The organism is Pseudomonas nitroreducens NBRC 12694, assembly GCF_002091755.1.
GTDB lineage: Bacteria > Pseudomonadota > Gammaproteobacteria > Pseudomonadales > Pseudomonadaceae > Pseudomonas > Pseudomonas nitroreducens.
In genome coordinates this window covers 419,104-438,251 of record NZ_BDAI01000002.1, presented here as the reverse complement: position 1 = coordinate 438,251, position 19,148 = coordinate 419,104, and the positions used below count along the sequence as shown (strand labels likewise).

The 19,148-nt window shown below is 66.2% G+C and carries 19 protein-coding genes; 14 read left to right on the top strand and 5 right to left on the bottom strand.

All coding sequences use genetic code 11. The features are described from left to right. Positions 1-336: 336 nt before the first annotated feature. Together PNI01S_RS07860 and PNI01S_RS07855 are read left to right on the top strand one after the other, a co-directional pair. The gene (locus PNI01S_RS07860) at positions 337-1,011 is read left to right on the top strand and encodes a heavy metal response regulator transcription factor (protein ID WP_054909263.1); all 675 of its coding nucleotides are present in this window, start codon (positions 337-339) and stop codon (positions 1,009-1,011) included. Then, positions 1,008-2,393 carry a heavy metal sensor histidine kinase gene (locus PNI01S_RS07855; RefSeq protein WP_084357762.1) on the top strand — a complete coding sequence of 462 codons (1,386 nt, stop codon included), beginning with the start codon at positions 1,008-1,010 and terminating at the stop codon, positions 2,391-2,393. Before PNI01S_RS07860 ends, PNI01S_RS07855 begins: the two co-directional genes overlap by 4 nt. 1 nt (position 2,394) lies before the next feature. Here the strand turns inward: PNI01S_RS07855 and PNI01S_RS07850 are convergent, their stop codons facing one another. Then, a complete protein-coding gene (locus tag PNI01S_RS07850) occupies positions 2,395-2,730 on the bottom strand; it encodes a DUF2790 domain-containing protein (protein ID WP_024767026.1) in 336 nt (111 codons plus the stop codon). Positions 2,731-3,040: 310 nt separating this feature from the next. Between PNI01S_RS07850 and PNI01S_RS07845 the strand changes: the two genes are divergently transcribed. Further along, on the top strand, positions 3,041-3,709 hold the full coding sequence (locus tag PNI01S_RS07845; protein WP_084357761.1) for a TIGR04211 family SH3 domain-containing protein: 669 nt from the start codon (positions 3,041-3,043) through the stop codon (positions 3,707-3,709). A gap of 4 nt (positions 3,710-3,713) precedes the next feature. Here PNI01S_RS07845 and PNI01S_RS07840 read toward each other — a convergent pair whose 3' ends face one another. The 3 genes from PNI01S_RS07840 to PNI01S_RS07830 all read right to left on the bottom strand — a co-directional run bounded on the left by PNI01S_RS07840 (position 3,714) and on the right by PNI01S_RS07830 (position 5,898). Then, entirely contained in the window at positions 3,714-4,160 is a 447-nt protein-coding gene (locus PNI01S_RS07840) for a GNAT family N-acetyltransferase (protein WP_084357760.1), read from the bottom strand. Positions 4,161-4,229: 69 nt separating this feature from the next. Further along, positions 4,230-4,763: a DUF4124 domain-containing protein gene (locus PNI01S_RS07835; RefSeq protein WP_024767023.1), complete on the bottom strand. Its 534-nt coding sequence runs from the start codon at positions 4,761-4,763 to the stop codon at positions 4,230-4,232. 214 nt (positions 4,764-4,977) lie between these two features. Beyond that, entirely contained in the window at positions 4,978-5,898 is a 921-nt protein-coding gene (locus tag PNI01S_RS07830) for a LysR family transcriptional regulator (protein ID WP_024767022.1), read from the bottom strand. 308 nt (positions 5,899-6,206) lie between these two features. Here PNI01S_RS07830 and PNI01S_RS07825 point away from each other — a divergent pair, with 308 nt between their 5' ends. The 11 genes from PNI01S_RS07825 (at position 6,207) to PNI01S_RS07775 (ending at position 18,426) form a co-directional block, all read left to right on the top strand. Continuing rightward, a complete protein-coding gene (locus PNI01S_RS07825; protein ID WP_024767021.1) occupies positions 6,207-8,576 on the top strand; it encodes a TonB-dependent receptor in 2,370 nt (789 codons plus the stop codon). A gap of 57 nt (positions 8,577-8,633) precedes the next feature. Then, positions 8,634-9,539, top strand: coding sequence for a TauD/TfdA dioxygenase family protein (locus PNI01S_RS07820; RefSeq protein ID WP_024767020.1), 906 nt, complete (start codon positions 8,634-8,636; stop codon positions 9,537-9,539). A gap of 148 nt (positions 9,540-9,687) precedes the next feature. Further along, positions 9,688-10,578, top strand: coding sequence for a TauD/TfdA dioxygenase family protein (locus PNI01S_RS07815; RefSeq protein WP_084357759.1), 891 nt, complete (start codon positions 9,688-9,690; stop codon positions 10,576-10,578). Between the two features lie 248 nt (positions 10,579-10,826). Beyond that, the gene (locus tag PNI01S_RS07810; protein WP_084357758.1) at positions 10,827-11,576 is read left to right on the top strand and encodes a GntR family transcriptional regulator; all 750 of its coding nucleotides are present in this window, start codon (positions 10,827-10,829) and stop codon (positions 11,574-11,576) included. Continuing rightward, positions 11,573-13,324: a fumarate reductase/succinate dehydrogenase flavoprotein subunit gene (locus tag PNI01S_RS07805; RefSeq protein WP_084357757.1), complete on the top strand. Its 1,752-nt coding sequence runs from the start codon at positions 11,573-11,575 to the stop codon at positions 13,322-13,324. Before PNI01S_RS07810 ends, PNI01S_RS07805 begins: the two co-directional genes overlap by 4 nt. A gap of 298 nt (positions 13,325-13,622) precedes the next feature. Further along, positions 13,623-13,868, top strand: a complete 246-nt coding sequence (locus PNI01S_RS07800; RefSeq protein ID WP_024767017.1) for a 4Fe-4S dicluster domain-containing protein — start codon at positions 13,623-13,625, stop codon at positions 13,866-13,868. Positions 13,869-14,080: 212 nt separating this feature from the next. Next, entirely contained in the window at positions 14,081-15,487 is a 1,407-nt protein-coding gene (locus PNI01S_RS07795; protein WP_084357756.1) for an ABC transporter substrate-binding protein, read from the top strand. Positions 15,488-15,534: 47 nt separating this feature from the next. Beyond that, positions 15,535-16,323, top strand: a complete 789-nt coding sequence (locus tag PNI01S_RS07790) for an ABC transporter permease (RefSeq protein WP_084357755.1) — start codon at positions 15,535-15,537, stop codon at positions 16,321-16,323. Continuing rightward, on the top strand, positions 16,320-17,168 hold the full coding sequence (locus PNI01S_RS07785; RefSeq protein ID WP_054909277.1) for an ABC transporter ATP-binding protein: 849 nt from the start codon (positions 16,320-16,322) through the stop codon (positions 17,166-17,168). The genes PNI01S_RS07790 and PNI01S_RS07785 overlap by 4 nt, the downstream gene beginning before the upstream one ends. After that, a complete protein-coding gene (locus tag PNI01S_RS07780) occupies positions 17,165-18,136 on the top strand; it encodes a HEAT repeat domain-containing protein (RefSeq protein WP_084357754.1) in 972 nt (323 codons plus the stop codon). The genes PNI01S_RS07785 and PNI01S_RS07780 overlap by 4 nt, the downstream gene beginning before the upstream one ends. Continuing rightward, positions 18,133-18,426 carry a gamma-butyrobetaine hydroxylase-like domain-containing protein gene (locus PNI01S_RS07775; protein WP_037010165.1) on the top strand — a complete coding sequence of 98 codons (294 nt, stop codon included), beginning with the start codon at positions 18,133-18,135 and terminating at the stop codon, positions 18,424-18,426. Before PNI01S_RS07780 ends, PNI01S_RS07775 begins: the two co-directional genes overlap by 4 nt. Here PNI01S_RS07775 and PNI01S_RS07770 read toward each other — a convergent pair. Then, on the bottom strand, positions 18,419-19,063 hold the full coding sequence (locus tag PNI01S_RS07770; RefSeq protein ID WP_084357753.1) for an alpha/beta hydrolase: 645 nt from the start codon (positions 19,061-19,063) through the stop codon (positions 18,419-18,421). The two genes, PNI01S_RS07775 and PNI01S_RS07770, sit on opposite strands and share 8 nt — an antisense overlap. Positions 19,064-19,148: the final 85 nt, after the last annotated feature.

Sequence of the window (19,148 nt, the reverse complement as noted above, 5' to 3'; positions counted from 1 at the left end):
GCGCCTCTCTAGCGACAAGGTGACTGGATAATTACAAACATGTAATTGGTCAGCCGGGGAGTTCTCGTTGTATGTATTTAAAAAGGCCTCGCACCTCTTCCAGGTAACTTCAGGAAACAATTCGCGAAATTCCCGGCAGCCCTGCATTCCCCAGAAAACCCCTCAAGAGCAGTCACCTGCAGAACTTCCCCGGTTTTCTGAACAACGCCGAATACAACATCGCCGCGATTGACCCTGAAGTCGCTACAGCTTCTAGACTGCGCGCGCTTTACAGGGCTCGGCGAACTTTCCTGTGTCCCCGGCATTATTTCTCACGCAATTACCGAGTAACTATTGATGAAAATCCTGCTCATCGAGGACGACCACAAGACGGCCGATTATCTGCAACAGGGGCTGAGCGAAAGCGGCTATGTGGTCGACCGCGCCGATAACGGCGTCGATGGCCTGCACCTGGCGCGGCAGTGCGCCTACGACCTGGTCATCCTCGATGTGAACCTGCCGCAGATGGATGGCTGGGACGTACTCGCCAGCCTGCGCCAGCACAGCGATATCCGCGTGATGATGCTCACCGCCCGCGGCCGCCTCACCGAACGGGTGAAAGGCTTCGACCTGGGCGCCGACGACTACCTGCTCAAGCCCTTCGAATTCCCCGAACTGCTCGCCCGCGTGCGCTCGCTGATGCGCCGCAGCGAACGCATCGACCAGCCCCAGGTGCTGGAGATCGGCGGGCTGGAGCTTGACCCCGGCCGCCACCGCGCCTACCGCGACAGCCGCCGAATAGACCTGACCAGCAAGGAGTTCGCCCTGCTGCACCTGCTGATGAGCCGCAGCGGCGAGGTGCTCTCGCGCACGCAGATCATCTCGCTGGTCTGGGACATGAACTTCGACTGCGATACCAACGTGGTGGAAGTCACCATCCGCCGCCTGCGGGCGAAGATCGACGATCCCTTCGCCGACAAGCTGATCCACACCCTGCGCGGGGTCGGCTACGTGCTGGAAGCGCGCGCATGAAGCCGGCCAGCCTGTCGCTGCGCATCGGCCTGTGGGTCGGCGTACTGGGTTCGGTGCTGATGGTCCTGCTGCTCACCCTGGCCTACCTCGCCCTCGACCACCAATTGGACCAGCGCGCCCACCGTGAGCTGGAAGACAAGCTCGGGCAGTTGCGTCACGCGCTGGACGCAGACCCCGGCCTCGCTGCCCTGCCCTTGCGCGGCCATGCCCTGCAGGACCAGCTGATGGGCCACGACAACCTGAGCGCCGCGCTGCTCGACGAGCAACGCGGGCAGCCGCCGCGATTCAGCAGCGGGCCGCCCCGCGACGCAGCGGCGCTCGATGAGTTCGCCGGCAGTGGCCGCGCCTTCGGCTGGACCTCGGCGGACGGTCGCCGCCTGCTGACCGAGCGGGGCCTGGTCCGCTTGCGCGACGGCAATACCCTACGGGTGTTCCTGACCCTGGATCGGCGCGAGGACGATGCCCTGCTCGGCGCCTTCCTGCGCTCGGCCTGGCTGGCGGTACCACCGCTGCTGCTGCTCATTGCCCTGGGTGCGCGCCTGGTGGCCAAGCGCGGCCTGCAGCCCTTGCGGCAGTTCGGCCAGGTTGCCTCGCTGATCACCACCCAGGACCTCAGCCACCGCATTCCCGTGCAGGACCTGCCACGGGAGCTGGGCAAGGCTGCGCGGGCGCTGAACCTGATGCTGCATCGGCTGGATGGCGGCGTGCAGCAGCTCACCCAGTTCTCCGACGACATCGCCCACGAGCTGCGCTCGCCCATCGGCAACCTGCTGGGCAAGGCACAGGTGACGCTGTCGCGGCCGCGGGAAAAGGACGAGTACGAAGCGGTGCTGGCCGCCAGTACCGAAGAGCTGGAACGGGTCGGCCGGATCGTCAGCGACATGCTGTTCCTCGCCCAGGTCAGCCACCCGCGCGCGCTGCTGCCGCAGGAGGCGGTGCAGCTGGAGGAGGAAGCGGCGAAGGTCGCCGAGCTGTTCGATTTCAGCGCGGAGGAAAGGTCGTTGCGCATCGCCATCGAGGGGCATGGGCAGGTCGTGGGCGATCGCCTGATGATCCAGCGCGCCATTTCCAACCTGCTCTCCAACGCGATCCGCCACACGCCCGAGGGCGAATGCATCAGCGTGCAAGTGCGGGACGATGGCGCAACCGTGACACTGGTGGTGCAGAACCCCGGAACGGGCATTGCCGCCGAGCACCTGCCGCACCTGTTCGAGCGCTTCTACCGGGTAGACAAGGGCCGCTCGCGAGCGCAGGGCGGCACGGGCCTGGGGCTGGCCATCGTGCGCTCGATCATGGAGCTGCACCTGGGCGCGGCCAGCGCGCAGAGTTCGGAGGAAGGGCCGACGCGCTTCCTCCTGAAATTCCCCGCCTCGCCGGACTGAATCAGCGGGTAGCGCGGCAGGCGACGCGCTCGGTGCGGTACTCGATGGCCTGCTCCTCGCCGGAGGAATCCTTGTAGCGCAGTTGCACCGGGACCACGCCGCAGTCGGTGCTCATCGGCGTCACCGCCACGACTTCGGCGATGTCCAGGTTCATCCCGTAGGTGTACTGCTTTGCCTCGGCGATCTGCATCGGCGACGGGGCGCCCTCGCGAGCCTGCATGGCCTGCTGGCGAGCCTGCTCCATGCGGGCGAAGGTGATGTCACCGCCACCGTCGGCCAGCGCCAGGGAGGAAGTGCCCAGCAGGGCGGCGGTCAGGAAGAAGCGGGAGAGTTGCATGGCAGTCACCTCATGGGTGGTTGAAAGTGACTCCACCTTACGAAGCCGCCGCTAACGGGAAGCTGAGGCAAGGATGACGATTCGGTTATCCGGCGCACGGACTGCCCCGGCAGTGCAGGCATTTTCCCACCACTCATCCGTGCATTTTCCCAGCGGTGAACTCTCGGCATCCGACGACTGTCTGTGTGCTGTCGGCCCCCCGGGTGGGTTTCCTGGCCATTAGCCACCCGGCCAGTTCTGAATAAATTGCCCGGCCGGCGTTTTCGCTCCCGCAAGGCGGGTTTCGTTCCAAGTCATGTGAAGATTGCCCATGTCCCTATCGCGTCGCTTCCCCGCACGAGTTTCTCCCCTCCAGACCCGCGCCCTCGGTGCCTGCCTGTTTGCCGGCCTGCTGGCAGCCGGTGCTCCGGCCCAGGCCGAGGAGCCCGCCAGCAACGCGCGCTGGGTGAACGACAGCCTGAGCACCTATGTGCGCAGCGGCCCCACCGATGGTTATCGCATCGTTGGCACCCTCACCTCCGGGCAGAAGGTCCAATTGCTCAGCACCTCCGGCGACTACAGCCAGGTGCGCAGCGACAGCGGCAACAGCGTGTGGATCGCCAGCAAGGACCTACAGGAAAAGCCCGGCCAGGCCGAACGCCTGCCGGCGCTGGAGCAGAAGGTCACCGAGCTGACCACGCAATTGCAGACCATCGACGACAGCTGGAAGAACCGTGTCCAGGGCATGCAGGAAACCCTGGATGCGCGCAAGAAGCTCATCGACGAACTTCAGGCCGCACGCACCGCGCTGGATAGCGAGCTGAACGAAGCCCGCTCGCAACTGCGCGATGCCCAGGCGCAACTGGGCGACGAGAACAAGCAGGTGCTGATGCGCTACATGGCCTACGGCGGCAGCATCGCCGGCGCCGGCCTGCTCGCCGGGCTGATCCTGCCGACCATGCTGCGCGTGCGGCGCAAGCGCAGCACCGAGTGGGTCTGACGCCTCAGTCGATCAGCAATTCGTACTGCCGATAGCCCAGGGCGTCGCTGCCCCGTGGCTGGAACCCGGCGCACTCATACAGGCGCCGCGCCGGGTTGTCGGGGCGCACACTGAGCTTGAGTCGCGTGTAGCCTTCCTGCCGGGCATCCTCGATGTAGCGCTGCAACAACGCTGCACCGACGCCCCTGCCCCGCCACGCCGTGCTGACGCCCAGGGTGCAAAGTTCCGCGCTGCCATCTTCCGGCATCCAAAAGCTATAGCCCACGCTTTCGCCGGCGTGCTCGGCAATGGTCAGATGCTCGAAGTGCTCGAGCCAGCGCGCCAGATGCCGGTCGAAGCCTTCCCTCCAGCGTGCCTCATGGGCGGGCTCCCACTGACGGATATAGGCCTCTTCGCCGCGCTGGACGTAGGGGACATCTGTCAGGCGGGCGGGGCGGAGCGTAAGGGTCATTGCGGGCGTCCTTGTCCGGTGAGCTGCCAAGATTGAAGCTAACGGCTACCCGAGGCCAATGCCGAGGACTCACTTCGTCGACGAAGGCAGCGATGCATCCAGTTGCTCACGTGCCTGGGTCTCGAAATTTTCCAACTTGCGCACCGCTTCCGCTCGGGCATCCAGCAGTTCCCCAATACGCCTGTCGTAATCCGCCTTCACATTAATCATCTCCGTGACGATGGTGTTTTCCCAGATCGCCCCGGCCAGGTTGTTGTTGGCGCGACTACGCTCGTAGCGCAACCATCTGAGCCGCTCATCGCACTTCTCGCGCAAATCCTCGATGGTCTGATCGACCTCCCGTATGAGATTTCTCATCCGGGTCACCTGACTGACGTACTGCATCTGCAGCGTCGAGTTTACGACAGAGCGGTTGGCCTGTTTCTGCTGGGCGACGTCTTCCTCGCTCGGCTGCCAGGCATTGGGGATGACCTGAATATCATCGGTGCCACAAGGGGTCTGGGCAAAGACCGGCCGACCTTCCACGGTGCACTTGTAAATCTCGGCCTGCGCGGTGTTGAAACCCAGCGCGGCCAGCAGGACCACGACGAATGGGAAGCGCATGACGCAATGCTCCTGACCACTCCATTGGTATGCCTGAGAACAGGACCCTTGGGATTGCCATCAGATTGACATGCACTGTTGCCGCAAGTTTTCCAGCGCTCTGTAAAGGTTCGGTAAATCCTCGCCAGGCCTGTACGTTGGGAGTCAAACCGGTCTCGAAAGCCAAACGGACTGAACCGGCGCCAGGAGAGCCAGGCTTAAGGCGGAGCCCGCCTCACGCCACCGCGCTCTCCACTCCTGCGTCGAGGTCCACCAGCAATTCGATCATTGCCCGCGCCGCTGCCGAGAGGCGGTCGCCGCTGCGGGTGACGATGCCGCAACGGGCCTGGAGAATATCGACATTGTTGGGCAGGTTGCGGAAGTGCAGGCGCACCAGTTCGCCGCGCGCCATGGGCTCGCTCAGCGCCTCCTCCACGGCGATGCCGATGGCGTCGGTCTGGCTGACGATGCGCACCAGCGAGGCCATGTCCTCGCACTGCACATTGGTGGTGATGTCGATCTTCCCGCTGAGGTTGGCGAGCATCTTCCGCGCGCTGGGGGGGATCAGCGTGGCAGCCAGCGGGTAGGCAAACATGTCGTTGGTGGAGAGACTTTCCTTGGCCAGCAGCGGATGCCCCTGGCGGCAGAAGAACAGGCCGCTGCGCGGCTTCAGTGCGCGGGTCTGGAAGTGCGGGTCGGCTTCGAAATGGCGGATGTCGGCGACGAAGAATTCGATCTCCTCGCGGCTCAGGCTGCGCGCCAGGCGCTCCCAGTTGTCCACGCCGAACTGGATGTGGATGCGCGGGTAGCGCTGGACGAAGCGCGACACCGCGTCGGACACCAGCTTCTGTGCAGGCGCCGGCCCGCTGCCGAAGCGCAACTCGCCCGAATCCAGCTTGTTCAGCCTCGCGACCGCATGGCTCAGGTTGTTCGCGCCCTGCACCAGGCTCAGCGCGTGCTGCAGCACCACCTGGCCTTCGGGAGTCGGCCGCAGGTCCTTGCTGCCTCGGTCCACCAGGCGGCAGCCCAGCTCCTGCTCCAGGCCCTGGATACTGCGGCTGAACGCCGGCTGGGTAATGCCCATGGCGTCGGCCGCGCGAACGAAGCTGCGGTGTTCGTTGAGGGCGATGAAGTAGCGGAGTTGGCGCAGATCCATGATGCATTTCCGGCATTGAAAATAGTGGGCAAAGGCATTTGCCGCTCGTTATGCGCTGGTTTTAAATGCAAGCTCTTATTCCGTCAACGAAGAATAAAGCAAACATCTATTCTTTTATGAACTAAGAATATAGCTCAGACCAGGAGTCGCCCGATGTCAGCCTTGCCCCTCCTTTCTTCGCGAATGTGCCTGTCCCGCTGTCGCTGACAGCAGAAGCCGCTTCAACCCCACCGAAAACGTCGTTCGCCACTGCTGCGTGGCGCGGCCCCGTTTTGCCCGCGATTGGCGCCGGCAGATAAGGACACAGCATGATTTCGAGACATTTGCCCTTCCCCTTCAAACTCCACCGGCTGCGCTACGCCATCGTCCTGCTGGCCCTGGGCGGCGCGCTACCGGCATTCGCCGAGGAAGCCGAGGACGGCAGCACCACCGGCGAAACCAGCAAGCCCGTCAGCGCCGCGCCGGCCAAGGCCGATGCCACCCTGGGCAAGGTGACAGTCACCGCCCGCCGCCGCGAGGAGGATTCGCAGAAGGTGCCCACGCCGATCACCGTGGTCGGCGGCGAAACCCTGGAAACCCAGCGCGTCTACAAGGTGCAGGACCTGCAGCAGATCCTGCCCAGTGTGAACGTCGCCTTCATCCACGCGCGGCAGTCGAGCATCGCCGTGCGCGGCATCGGCAACAACCCGGCCAGCGACGGCCTGGAAGGCAGCGCGGGGGTCTACCTGGACAACGTCTACCTGGGCCGCCCAGGCATGGCGGTGTTCGACCTGCTGGACATCGAGCAGCTGGAACTGCTGCGCGGCCCGCAAGGCACCCTGTTCGGCAAGAACACCACGGCCGGCGTGCTGAACATCAGCACCCGCGCCCCGACCTTCAGCCCCGAGCGCAGCGTCGAGGTCTCCGGTGGCCAGGACGGCTACTTCCAGGGCAAGGGCACCGTCTCCGGCGCGCTGACCGACACCCTGGCCGGGCGCGTGTCCGCCTACCGCACCCGCGACGACGGCTACATCAAGAACGTCCATGACGACAACTACCTGAACGGCGGCGAGCGCCAGGGCATCCGCGGGCAACTGCTGTTCAAGCCCAGCGAGGACTTCGACCTGCGCTGGATCAACGACTACAACGAGGAGGATTCGAGCAACGGCAGCATGGTGGTCTATGGCGCCGCCGACCGCTTCTGGCAGCGTGCTGCCGCGGTAGGCGCTTCGCCGATCCGCGATCCGGACCGGCACAAGGTCAACATCAACAGCCGCCAGCACGTCAGCGTGCACCAGGGCGGCAGCTCGGTGGAGGCCAACTGGAACCTCAACGGCGGCTACAAGCTGACCTCCATCAGCGCCTATCGCTACTGGCACTTCACCCCGGCCAACGACGAGCAGCTCAACGTCTCGGCGATCAACAACACCGGCGTGGAAGTCCACGACCGCCAGTTCTCCCAGGAAATCCGCCTGGCCTCGCCCACCGGCGGCTTCTTCGACTACGTGCTGGGCGCCTATGCCTTCAACCAGAACCTGGGCAACAAGACCTTCACCGACTACGGCCCGCTGGCCGACCCGTACCTGCTGGGGGCGAACCTCAACGCCCTGAACAACACCTACTCCAAGGCCAACGGCAAGATCGAGACCGACAGCTTTGCGCTGTTCGCCCAGGGCACCTGGCACCTCACCGACAAGCTGGACTTCACCGCCGGCCTGCGCGGCACCTACGAGGAGAAGGACGCCAAGGTCGAGCGCTTCGACCCGGTCGGTGGCGCGCCGGTAACCGGCGTCGGCGCAGTGGTTCGGCGCAACCAGTTGGGCGCCTACGACTCGGGCGACCTCAGCCTCTACAGCTTCGCGCCCTCGGCCCTGCTGAGCCTGAGCTACCAGTTCACCGATGACCTGCTCGGTTATGCCTCGCTGTCCCACGGCGAGAAGTCCGGGGGCGTGAACCTGGCCGTGGCCAGTGCGCCAACGGCCGGCGCCGACTCCCTGCTGGTCGGCCCGGAGCGCGCCAACGACGCCGAACTGGGGATCAAGACCACCCTGTTCGACAACCGCCTGCAACTCAACACCAACCTCTTCTGGACCGGCATCCATGGCTACCAGGCGACCACGCTGTACCAGCCGCCGGGTTCGACCCAGCTGGTCTCGGTGCTCTCCAACGCCGGCAGCGTGCGTTCGCGCGGCCTGGAATTCGAGGCCACCGCACTGCCCATTCGCGGCCTGACGCTGAACTTCAACGGTTCCTACAACGACGTCACCTACCTGTCGTTCAAGGACGCCCCGTGCCCGGCGGAAATCTCCACCCAGCCCGGCGCGCCCGCCACTTGCGACCTCACCGGGCAACGCGTGGTCGGCGCCTCGAAATGGATCGCCAACCTCAATGGCGAATACGCCTGGAACCTCGACGACGGCATCCGCCCGTACGTGACCGGCAGCTACTCCTACCGCTCCGAGGCCGAGGGCACGCTGGACAACTCCGACCTCTCGAAGATCGACGGCTACGGCCTGGCGAACTTCTCCGTCGGCCTGCGCAAGGACCTCGGCGACGGCCAGCTGGACGCCTCGGTCTGGCTGAAGAACGCCTTCGACAAGGACTACTACCTGGCCGCCTTCGCCAGCATCAACGGCTCCTACACCGCCTCGGTGGGGCAGCCGCGGACCCTGGGCGCGTCGGTCCGTTACGACTTCTGACCCCCATCCGCCGCGCTCCCGGGCGCGGCGCTATTGCCACAGCAAGAGGACGATGAGATGAGCACTGCAGCACAAGCCATTCAGCAAGACCTGGTACACCTGGACATCCACCCGGTAGCCGGCCGCATCGGCGCGGAAATTCGCGGCGTCACGCTTTCCGGCGATCTCGACGCCGCCACCATCGAGGCCATCCAGGCTGCGCTGGTGCAGCACAAGGTGATCTTCTTCCGTGGCCAGACCCAGCTCGACGACCAGGGCCAGGAAGCCTTCGCCAAGCTGCTCGGCGAGCCGGTGGCGCACCCCACCGTGCCGGTACAGGAAGGCACCCATTACCTGCTGGAGCTGGACGGCGCCCAGGGCCGCCGCGCCAACTCCTGGCACACCGACGTGACCTTCGTCGACGCTTATCCCAAGGCGTCGATCCTGCGCAACGTGGTGGCACCGGAGTCTGGCGGCGATACCGTCTGGGCCAATACCGCCACCGCCTACGACGACCTGACGCCGGAGCTGAAGGCGCTGGCCGACTCGCTCTGGGCCGTGCACAGCAACGAATACGACTATGCCAGCGTGCGCCCGAACGTCGACCCGGCGCGCCTGGAGGAATACCGCAAGGTGTTCACCTCCACCGTCTACGAGACCGAGCACCCGGTAGTGCGCGTGCATCCCATCAGCGGCGAGAAGACGCTGCTGCTCGGGCACTTCGTCAAGCGCCTGAAGGGCCTGTCGCAGCACGACTCGGCGCACCTGTTCGCCGTGCTGCAGAGCCACGTCACCCGCCTGGAAAACACCGTGCGCTGGCGCTGGCAGCCGGGCGACGTGGCCATCTGGGACAACCGCGCGACCCAGCACTATGCCGTCGACGACTACGGCACCCAGCCGCGCATCGTGCGCCGCGTGACGCTCAGCGGCGAAGTGCCGGTGGGTATCGATGGGCAACGCAGCCGGACAATCAAGAAGGTTTGAGCCTTTCCCCAAAGCCCCTCACCCCCGCCCTCTCCCAGGGGGAGAGGGAGTAGATCGGCGCAACGGGATGACCCGCTGCATCGGACTGCCCCCTCTCCCTCCGGGAGAGGGTTGGGGTGAGGGAAGCCCCAAACTCAGGATTCTCGAGATGACCCAATCCAACGCCGTACAACAACCCACCCCCGAACCCTTCGCCATCGTCCCCCTCGACGCCCCGCTGGGCGCCGAAGTGCGTGGTCTAGACGCCCGCGAGCCGCTGCCCCCGGAACAGATCCTGGCGATCAAGCAGGCCCACCGCGAGCACCACATCCTGATCTTCAAGAACCAGGACCTGGACGATAAGCAATACCTGCGCTTCGCCACGCTGTTCGGCGCGGTGTTCCAGCCGCCGGCAGATGTGCCCGTGCTGTCCTCCGGTGCAGACGGCAAGGCCCCGGACATCGTCAAGGTGGCCAACACCGAGGACGGTGAACTGGGCAACTTCGCCCTGCCGGCCCACGTCGACCACCAATGGACGCCGGTGCCCTCCTCCGGCTCCTTCCTCTACGCCCTGGAGGTACCCAGGACCGGCGGAGAAACCCAGTTCACCAACCTCGCCCGCGCCTACGAGACACTGGATGAGGCGACCCGCGCCGAGATCGACCCATTGCGCCTGATCAACTACAACCCGTTCATCCGCCTGAAGAGCGGCGGCTACAACGGCACCTTCGTGCGCTACCGCACCCCGGACATCGAGCCCATCCAGGGCACCGAGCATCCACTGGTGCGCACCCATCCGGAAAACGGCAAGCGCGTGCTGTTCCTCTCCGTGCACACCGAGGTTGAAATCCCCGGTGCCGATCCCGTGCAAGGGGCCGCACTGGTCGAGCGGCTGCGCGAACACCTGCAGAAGCCCGAGTTGATCTACAGCCACAAATGGTCGGTGGGCGACATCGTCTGGTGGGACAACCAGGCCGTGCTGCATGGTCGCAACGCCTTCCCGGCCAGCGAGAAGCGCCGTTTGAAGCGCATCAGCCTGTCTGGCAGCCGGCCGTTCTGAGGTTATGTCCGCCCTATGGGGCGGAAATCTCCGCGCAAGGGCTTTTGACCCTGTAGGAGCGAGCTTGCTCGCGAACGGATTACCCGGGCGCTCTGGCCTCAGGCAGTTCGCGAGCAAGCTCGCTCCTACAAAAAAACCTGAGATACCCCTGCTGACGGCGCTTTCTATGCTTATGCGAAATCGTTTCTTGTCCTGAATCAGCTATTCCTTTTATAGTTTCGGCAACTCGTCATAACAAGTTATGAACTATGGCCGAACTACTCCCCCTCTCCCCCGTTCCCCTGTACAGCCAGCTGAAGGAAATCCTCCGCACGCGCATCCTCGACGGCACCTATCCGCCGCTCAGCCGCATGCCGTCCGAGGCCGAGTTGGGCAAGGCCTTCGAGGTCAGCCGGATTACCGTGCGCCAGGCGCTGGGCGACCTGCAGAAGGAAGGGCTGATCTTCAAGATTCACGGCAAGGGCACCTTCGTCGCCAAGCCCAAGGCCTTCCAGAACGTCAGCACCCTGCAAGGCCTGGGCGAATCCATGACCCAGCGCGGCTACGAGGTGATCAACCGCCTGCGCAGCTTCAAGACCGTGCCCGCCAACGCCCAGGTTGCCGCCCGTCTGCAAGTCGCCGAGGGCGAGAACGTGGTGCAGATCAAGCGTGCCCGCCTGGTCAACCGCGAGCTGGTGTCGCTGGAAATCACCTGGATGCCGGAGGCCGTTGGCAAGCGGCTGGAAAAGGCCGACCTGGTCAGCCGCGACATCTTCCTGATCCTGGAGAACGACTGCGCCCTGCCCCTGGGCCACGCCGACCTCGCCATCGACGCCATCCTCGCCGATGCCGAACTGGCCCGCGCGCTGGAGGTGGAAGAAGGCTCGCCGGTGATGCGCATCGAACGCCTGACCCACACCGCCGACGGCGCACCGCTGGACTACGAACACCTTTACTACCGCGGCGACGCCTTCCAGTACCGCCTGCGCATCGACCGCCACAAGGGACCGCACCAATGACCCAGTTCGATCTCTCCCAGATCCCCGAGGACAAGGAACTCGCCTACGACATCGTGGTGATCGGCGGCGGCACCGCCGGCCCCATGGCGGCGATCAAGGCCAAGGAAGCCAACCGCGAGCTGCGCGTGCTGCTGGTGGACAAGGCCAACGTCAAGCGCAGCGGCGCCATCAGCATGGGCATGGACGGGCTGAACAACGCCATCATTCCCGGCCACGCCACGCCTGAGCAGTACACCAAGGAAATCACCGTCGCCAACGATGGCATCGTCAACCAGGCGGCGGTCTACGCCTATGCCACCCACAGCTTCGAGACCCTGCAGCAACTGGACCGCTGGGGCGTGAAGTTCGAGAAGGACGAGGTCGGCGACTACGCGGTGAAGAAGGTCCACCACATGGGCGCCTACGTGCTGCCCATGCCCGAAGGCCACGACATCAAGAAGGTGCTGTACCGCCAGCTCAAGCGCGCCCGCATCGAGATCACCAACCGCCTGGTGGTGACCCGCCTGCTCACCGACGAAGAAGGCGCGGTCAACGGCCTGCTCGGCTTCGACTGCCGTACCGCGCAGTTCCAGGTGATCCGCGCCAAGGCCGTGGTCCTCGCCTGCGGCGCCGCCGGCCGCCTGGGCCTGCCCTCGTCCGGCTACCTGATGGGCACCTACGAGAACCCCACCAATGCCGGCGACGGCTACGCCATGGCCTACCACGCGGGCGCGGAGCTCTCGAACCTGGAGTGCTTCCAGATCAACCCGCTGATCAAGGACTACAACGGCCCGGCCTGCGCCTACGTCACCGGCCCGCTGGGTGGCTATACGGCCAACAGCAAGGGCGAGCGCTTCATCGAGTGCGACTACTGGAGCGGCCAGATGATGTGGGAGTTCCACCAGGAGCTCGAAGGCGGCAACGGTCCGGTATTCCTCAAGCTCGACCACCTGGCCGAGGAAACCATCCAGACCATCGAGGAAATCCTCCACAGCAACGAACGCCCCAGCCGTGGCCAGTTCCACGCCAACCGTGGCACCGACTACCGCCAGCAGATGGTGGAGATGCATATCTCCGAGATCGGTTTCTGCTCCGGCCATTCGGCCTCGGGCGTGTGGGTCAACGAGAAGGCCGAGACCAGCGTCAAGGGCCTGTACTCGGCCGGCGACATGGCTGCCGTGCCGCACAACTACATGCTCGGCGCCTTCACCTACGGCTGGTTCGCCGGGGCCAATGCCGCGCAATACGTGGCCGACCGCGAGTTCAGCGAAGTCGATAGCGCCCAGGTGGAGCGCGAGCGTGAACGCGTCTTCGCCCCTTTGAAGCGCGAGCACGGCCTGCCGCCAGCACAGGTGGAGTACAAGCTGCGGCGCATGGTCAACGACTACCTGCAGCCGCCCAAGGTGACCAGGAAGATGGAGATCGGCCTGCAGCGCTTCGCCGAGATCGCCCGCGACCTCGACCAGCTCAAGGCCAACACCCCCCACGAGCTGATGCGCGCCATGGAAGTCAGCGTGATCCGCGACTGCGCCGAGATGGCCGCCCGCGCGTCGCTGTTCCGTACCGAGAGCCGCTGGGGCCTGTACCACCATCGCGTCGACTACCCGCTGCGCAACGACGCCGACTGGTTCTGCCATGCGCACCTGAAGAAGGGCGACGACGGCGAGATGACCAGCTTCAAGAAGCCCATCGAGCCCTATGTGATCGCGCTCGATGAGGACGAGCAGCAGGCTTACGAGAAACTACGGGTGAAGAGCGAGGCGGCTTGAGGGGTTTCGGCTGCTCGCAGAGCCCCTCTCCCCCCGCCCTCTCCCGCAAGCGGTAGAGGAAGCTGTCCGGCGCGAGCGGCAACTGGGGATTCAGCCTGCGCGCACAGGAGCCTGCGCCACACCAAACGGAAAAAGAGCAGCCCGGCGGGCTCAGCGCTAACCGCCGGCACGATCAAGCCCCCTCTCCCTTCAGGGGGAGGGCTGGGGAGCGGGTCCCGAGCCCCGCGCCGAACCTTCGACCGAATAACCAGCCCGCCGCCACGACGGCCGGCAAGCAACACGATGAGGACCGCGTGCCATGGCCTACCAGCCCCAGGAAATCTTCTTCCGTTCCAGCGCCCCGGTGACGGTGGACGAGGACAAGTGCATCGCCGACAAGGGCTGCACCGTCTGCGTCGAGGTCTGCCCGATGGACCTGCTGGCGATCAACCCCGCCACCCAGAAGGCCTACATGGCCTTCGACGAATGCTGGTACTGCATGCCCTGCGAGAAGGACTGCCCGACCGGTGCGGTGCGCGTGGAGATCCCGTACCTCCTGCGTTGAGCTCCCGCAACGAAGTTCCCCTGTAGGAGCGAGCTTGCTCGCGAACCAACTCCTGCAGCAGGGCTGTTCGCGAGCAAGCTCGCTCCTACACAAAAGCCATAAGAAACGCCATCCGGCCCCACCGCCGGACGCCTGATGCACCGCCCCTCGTTTCCCACCGCAAGGCCTGCGGCGGAGACGATTCCAACACTCATGATTCGAGGGGAACACCCATGACCTTGCGCACTACCCTGGCCGGCCTCGCGCTCGCCATTGCCAGTATCACCGCCCACGGCGAGACCATCCGCGTCGCCATCGGCACCCAGGACACCACCATCAACTGCGCCGCCGGCGGCCTGTTGATCCGCGAACTCGGCCTGCTCGACAAGTACCTGCCGCACGACGGCAAGCACAAGGACGCGCAGTACGACGTGCAGTGGAAGAACTTCACCAGCGGCGCGCCGCTGACCAACGAGATGCTCGCCGGCAAGCTCGACTTCGGCGCCATGGCCGACTTCCCCGGCTCGCTCAACGGCGTCGCCCACGAGGCGGCCGGCAAGCGCAGCCTGTTCATCAGCGTGCTCTCGGGGAGCATCGAGGGCAGCGGCAACGGCATCGTCGTGCCCGCCTCGTCCAAGGTGCAGTCGCTGGCCGAACTCAAGGGCCAGACCATCTCCGTGCCCTTCGCCTCCACCGCCCACGGCCTGCTGCTGCGCGCCATCGCCGCGCAGGGCTGGGACCCGGAGAAGGACGTCACCATCATCGCGCAACCGCCGGAAGTCGCCGGCTCCGCGCTACAGGCCAACAAGATCGCCGCCCATGCTGACTTCGTGCCCTTCGCCGAGCTGTTCGAGAGCCGGGGCATCGCCCGCAAGATCTACGACGGCTCCCAGGCCAAGGCGCCGACCTTCCACGGTGCGCTGGTGGAAGCCGACTACGCGCAGCAGTACCCGGAAATCGTCGAGGCCTACCTGCGCGCCACCTATGAAGCCAACCAACTGCTGGCGAAAGACCCGGAGAAATACAGCGAACTGATCGAGAAGGTCGCCGGCATTCCCGCCGAAGTGAACTACCTGTTCCACGGCCCGCTCGGCCTGCAGACCCGCGACCTGACCTGGAAGCCCGAATACCGCCAGGCCGTCACCACCGCCATCGACACCCTGAAGCTGCTGAAGAAGGCCGACCGCGGCCTGAACGTCGAGCAGTTCGTCGACGACCGCTACATCCGCGCCGCCTTCAAGGCCTCCGGCGCCGACTACGACGCCGCGCTGAAGAACTACGCGCAGCAGCCGTTGCTGGGTAACGACGTTCTGACCGACAAGCCGATCAGCGATACGCGCAAGGTCGCGCAGATCTGGGTGCGCGGCGAACCGAAGGTGCGCAGCTACGCGACCGCCAGTGAAGCGCTGGGGCAACTCGCCGAGCTGAAGCAGCAAGGCAAGGACATCCGCGCCGTCTACGCCCAGGCCAGCGACAGCGGCATCAAGCTGCTGGCCAGCCAGGCCTGGTTCGTGCGTGGCAAGGACGGCGCGCTGGACGCCTTCCTGCTGCGCGAACAGGCCGACGCCTTCGCCCGCCAACACGGCGGGGAGGTCGCCGACTTCGCCGCTGCCAGCCAGCAGGCGGTCGCCAGCCGCTGAGGTGCAGCCCCGGTGCCGCGCGCACCGGGGCTCGACGGAGAACGATGATGAACACCACCACCCTCACCCGCTGGAGCCTGCGCCTGGCCTCGCTGCTGGTCTGCCTGGCGCTGTGGCAGGTGCTCAGCGCGCGCCACGTGAACCTCGGCGTGGTCACCTTCGCCAACGTGCCCGGCCCGCGTGATGTGCTGGAAGCGGCCTGGAACCTGGCGCAATCGAGCAAGCTCGGCCGCCACCTGGGCAGCAGCCTGCTGCGGGTACTCGCCGGCTACCTGCTGGCGGCTTTCGCCGGCATCGCCCTGGGGTTGCTCATCGGCCGTGGCCGCTGGGCGCGCGACAGCCTGCTGCCGCCGCTGGAAGTGCTGCGGCCGATCCCCGCGGTGGCGTGGATTCCGCTGGCGATCCTGATGTTCCCCAGCTCCGAGCTGTCGATGATCTTCATCACCTTCACCGGCGCACTGTTCCCCGTCCTGCTCAACACCATCCACGGCGTGGAAGCGGTGGACCCGCGCCTGCTCGCCTCCGCCCGCAGCCTCGGTGCCGGACGCCTGGCGCTGCTGCGCGAGGTGGTGCTGCCGGGTGCCGCGCCGAGCATCGTCACCGGTCTTGCCATCGGCATGGGCACCTCGTGGTTCTGCCTGGTGACCGCCGAAATGATCTCCGGCCAATGGGGCATCGGCTACTACACCTGGGAGTCCTACACCTTGCAGAACTACCCCGACATCGTCGTCGGCATGCTGCTGATCGGCGTGCTCGGCATGGCCAGCAGCCTGCTGGTGCGCCAGCTCGGCAGCCTCGTCACACCCTGGCAGCGCCAGGCCGGAGGCAAGCCATGAGCCTGCCCGCCAGCGCACCGGGGCGCGTGCGCGTCGACGGCCTGTCGATCCACCTCGGCAGCGGCCGCGACGCCTTCGAGGCCGTGCAGTCCCTGAGCTTCTCCATCGAACCCGGCGAATTCGTCTGCGTGCTCGGCCCGTCCGGCTGCGGCAAGTCCACCCTGCTCGGTGCCCTTGCCGGCCACCTGGCGCCCAGCGCCGGCAAACTGGAAGTGGACGGTGGTCCTGTCGCCGGCCCCTCGCCCGAGCGCGGCATGGTGTTCCAGCACCACACCCTGCTGCCCTGGCGGCGCGTGCGCGACAACGTCGCCTTCGGCCTGAAGATGCGCGGCGTGCCCCGTGCGGAACGCCATCGCCAGGCCGACGAGATGCTCCAGCTGGTCGGTCTGAACGGCTTCGCCAATCGCTGGCCGTCGCAGCTCTCCGGCGGCATGCAGCAACGTGTGGAAATCGCCCGCGTGCTGATCAACCAGCCACGCCTGCTGCTGATGGACGAACCCTTCGGCGCCCTCGACGCACAGACGCGGATGATGATGCAGGAACTGCTGCTGGACATCTGGACGCGCCTGCGCACCAGCGTGCTGTTCATCACCCACGACATCGACGAGGCGCTGTTCCTCGCCGACCGCATCCTGGTGATGAGCCCGCGCCCCGGGCGCATCCTCGAAGACATCCGCCTCGACTTCCCGCGCCCACGCCACGCCGACCTGCTCACCAGCCCGGAATTCTCCCGCCTCAAGCGTCACTGCCTGGAACTGCTGCGCCACGAAGACGGCCGCCAGCTGCCGCGCCTGACGCCGCTGGGGCTGCCCACTCCACAACGGATACCGCGATTCGCCATATGACCGACTTCAGCCTGACTACCGATAATCCCGACATCCTCGACCTGCAACCGCGTCTCCAGGATGCCGACGCCGGCGTGCGCCGCATTGCCCTGATCGAACTGGCCGACCTTGAAGACCCTGACGGCCTCCCCTGGCTCGCCCATGCGCTGACCCATGACGCCGCCGCCAACGTGCGTGCCGAAGCCGCGCGCCTGCTGGAAGCCTGGGAAGAGCCCGACGTGGTGGACGCGCTCTGCCAGGCCCTTGCCGACCGCGCCGAGGACGTGCGCGAAGCCGCCGCCCAGAGCCTCAGCGAGCTGAAGACCGCCGAGGCCGGCGTACGCCTGCTGCCCTGGGCAGCGCACAGCGAAATCTTCGTCCGCCGCAGCGCCCTGCGCGCCTTGCGCGAGCTGCGCCTGGAAGCGGCTGCAGAACCGGCACGCGCCGCGCTGCAGGACAGCGATGCCGGCGTGCGCCGCGAAGCCGTGGGCATCCTCGGCTGGCTCAAACGCACCGACGCCCTGCCGCACCTGGCCCGGCTGACCCGCGACGACCCGGACGCCGAGGTCCGCCGCGCCGCCGCCGGCGCCCTTGGCCTGGCCATCGACGCCAGCGTGCTGCCGGCCTTGCAGGCCGCCCTGGCCGATCCGGCGTGGCAAGTGCGCGAGGAAGCCGCCGGCACCCTCGGCAAACTCGCCCAGCCCGAAGCCGGCGAAGCGCTGGTGCAGGCACTCGAAGACGACTTCTGGCAGGTTCGCCTGCGCGCTGCCCGTTCGCTGGGCAAGCTGCGCTACTTGCCGGCGCTGGAAGGGTTGAAGGTCGTGCTCGGCCACGGCATCAGCAACCTGCGCAAGGAAGCCGCGCTGGCCCTGGGCGAACTGGGCAGCGGCGATGCCATCGAGGCACTGCGCAACGCCGAGCAGGACGGCGATCCGGAAGTCCGCAAGGCCGTGCGCATCGCCCTCGCTCAACTGGGACAGAACACATGAACACGCCGGTCGCGCTGCATCGCTCCAGCGCAGACGGCGAACTGCGCATCCGCTGGGACGACGGCGTCGAGCAGTGCATTGCCTTCACCCGCCTGCGCGGCGCCTGCCCCTGTTCGCAATGCCGGGCCGCGCGGCTGCAAGGTCGCATCGAGCTGGTGAAGGCCGGCGTTGTCCTGCAACAGCTGAACCTGCAGGGCTACGGCGTGCAATTGGTGTTCGACGACGGCCATGACCGCGGGATCTACCCGTGGTCGTATCTGCGTGAACTGGGGCGGTCCGCACTCAGCTGATGGCTCGGGTCAGGTGCTCCAGTACCCGCTCCACAGCGCGCTCCAGGCAGCCCTTGAAGAAATGGTCGGCGCCGGTATAGAGAACCACTTCGCGCTGCTGCGGCCGCGCCCAGTCCAGCAGGTTGGCCAGCGGCGCCATTTCGTCCGCCTCGCCGTGCAGCAGCAGGCAGTCGGCCGGCAGCGCCTGTGCTTCGTAGTCGCGGCCGCCGGGGACCGTTCCCACCGGCAAGCCCATCAGCGCGATGGCCTGCGCAGGCGGTGACAGTTCGCTGGCAACGCGGGCGAACACATAGGCACCGAAGGAAAAGCCCACCAGCGCCAACGGCAGGCCGGGGTATTCGCCACGCAGGTGCGCGATCACCGCCAGCATGTCCTGCGCCTCGCCGATGCCTTCGGCGTACTCGCCTTCACTGCCATCCACCCCACGGAAGCTCGGCCGCACGGTCAGCCAGCCGGCGCCGCAGAGCTTGCGCGAAAGGGTCAGCGGCACGCGGTGCCTCGGGCTGCCACCGAGCAAAGGCTGCGGATGGCTGATCAGCGCGATGCCCTGCGGCGGCACACCCGGCCGGTCGATCAGCAATTGCAGCTTGCCCACCGGGCCATCGATCAGTTGCGTGCGGCGCTCTTCTTCGGACATCGACTCTTCTCGCGGGACGGGAACGGAGCGCCGATTGTAGCGCCCCGCCCGCTCACTTCAGCACCACAGCCTTGCAGTGGGCCGC

Coding starts and splice junctions, on each gene's coding strand:
- PNI01S_RS07795 (WP_084357756.1), top strand. CDS start 14,081: ATGACCTTGCGCACTACCCTGGCCGGCCTCGCGCTCGCCATTGCCAGT.
- PNI01S_RS07800 (WP_024767017.1), top strand. CDS start 13,623: ATGGCCTACCAGCCCCAGGAAATCTTCTTCCGTTCCAGCGCCCCGGTG.
- PNI01S_RS07775 (WP_037010165.1), top strand. CDS start 18,133: ATGAACACGCCGGTCGCGCTGCATCGCTCCAGCGCAGACGGCGAACTG.
- PNI01S_RS07855 (WP_084357762.1), top strand. CDS start 1,008: ATGAAGCCGGCCAGCCTGTCGCTGCGCATCGGCCTGTGGGTCGGCGTA.
- PNI01S_RS07810 (WP_084357758.1), top strand. CDS start 10,827: ATGGCCGAACTACTCCCCCTCTCCCCCGTTCCCCTGTACAGCCAGCTG.
- PNI01S_RS07780 (WP_084357754.1), top strand. CDS start 17,165: ATGACCGACTTCAGCCTGACTACCGATAATCCCGACATCCTCGACCTG.
- PNI01S_RS07845 (WP_084357761.1), top strand. CDS start 3,041: ATGTCCCTATCGCGTCGCTTCCCCGCACGAGTTTCTCCCCTCCAGACC.
- PNI01S_RS07790 (WP_084357755.1), top strand. CDS start 15,535: ATGAACACCACCACCCTCACCCGCTGGAGCCTGCGCCTGGCCTCGCTG.
- PNI01S_RS07830 (WP_024767022.1), bottom strand. CDS start 5,898: ATGGATCTGCGCCAACTCCGCTACTTCATCGCCCTCAACGAACACCGC.
- PNI01S_RS07815 (WP_084357759.1), top strand. CDS start 9,688: ATGACCCAATCCAACGCCGTACAACAACCCACCCCCGAACCCTTCGCC.
- PNI01S_RS07785 (WP_054909277.1), top strand. CDS start 16,320: ATGAGCCTGCCCGCCAGCGCACCGGGGCGCGTGCGCGTCGACGGCCTG.
- PNI01S_RS07805 (WP_084357757.1), top strand. CDS start 11,573: ATGACCCAGTTCGATCTCTCCCAGATCCCCGAGGACAAGGAACTCGCC.
- PNI01S_RS07850 (WP_024767026.1), bottom strand. CDS start 2,730: ATGCAACTCTCCCGCTTCTTCCTGACCGCCGCCCTGCTGGGCACTTCC.
- PNI01S_RS07860 (WP_054909263.1), top strand. CDS start 337: ATGAAAATCCTGCTCATCGAGGACGACCACAAGACGGCCGATTATCTG.
- PNI01S_RS07825 (WP_024767021.1), top strand. CDS start 6,207: ATGATTTCGAGACATTTGCCCTTCCCCTTCAAACTCCACCGGCTGCGC.
- PNI01S_RS07770 (WP_084357753.1), bottom strand. CDS start 19,063: ATGTCCGAAGAAGAGCGCCGCACGCAACTGATCGATGGCCCGGTGGGC.
- PNI01S_RS07835 (WP_024767023.1), bottom strand. CDS start 4,763: ATGCGCTTCCCATTCGTCGTGGTCCTGCTGGCCGCGCTGGGTTTCAAC.
- PNI01S_RS07840 (WP_084357760.1), bottom strand. CDS start 4,160: ATGACCCTTACGCTCCGCCCCGCCCGCCTGACAGATGTCCCCTACGTC.
- PNI01S_RS07820 (WP_024767020.1), top strand. CDS start 8,634: ATGAGCACTGCAGCACAAGCCATTCAGCAAGACCTGGTACACCTGGAC.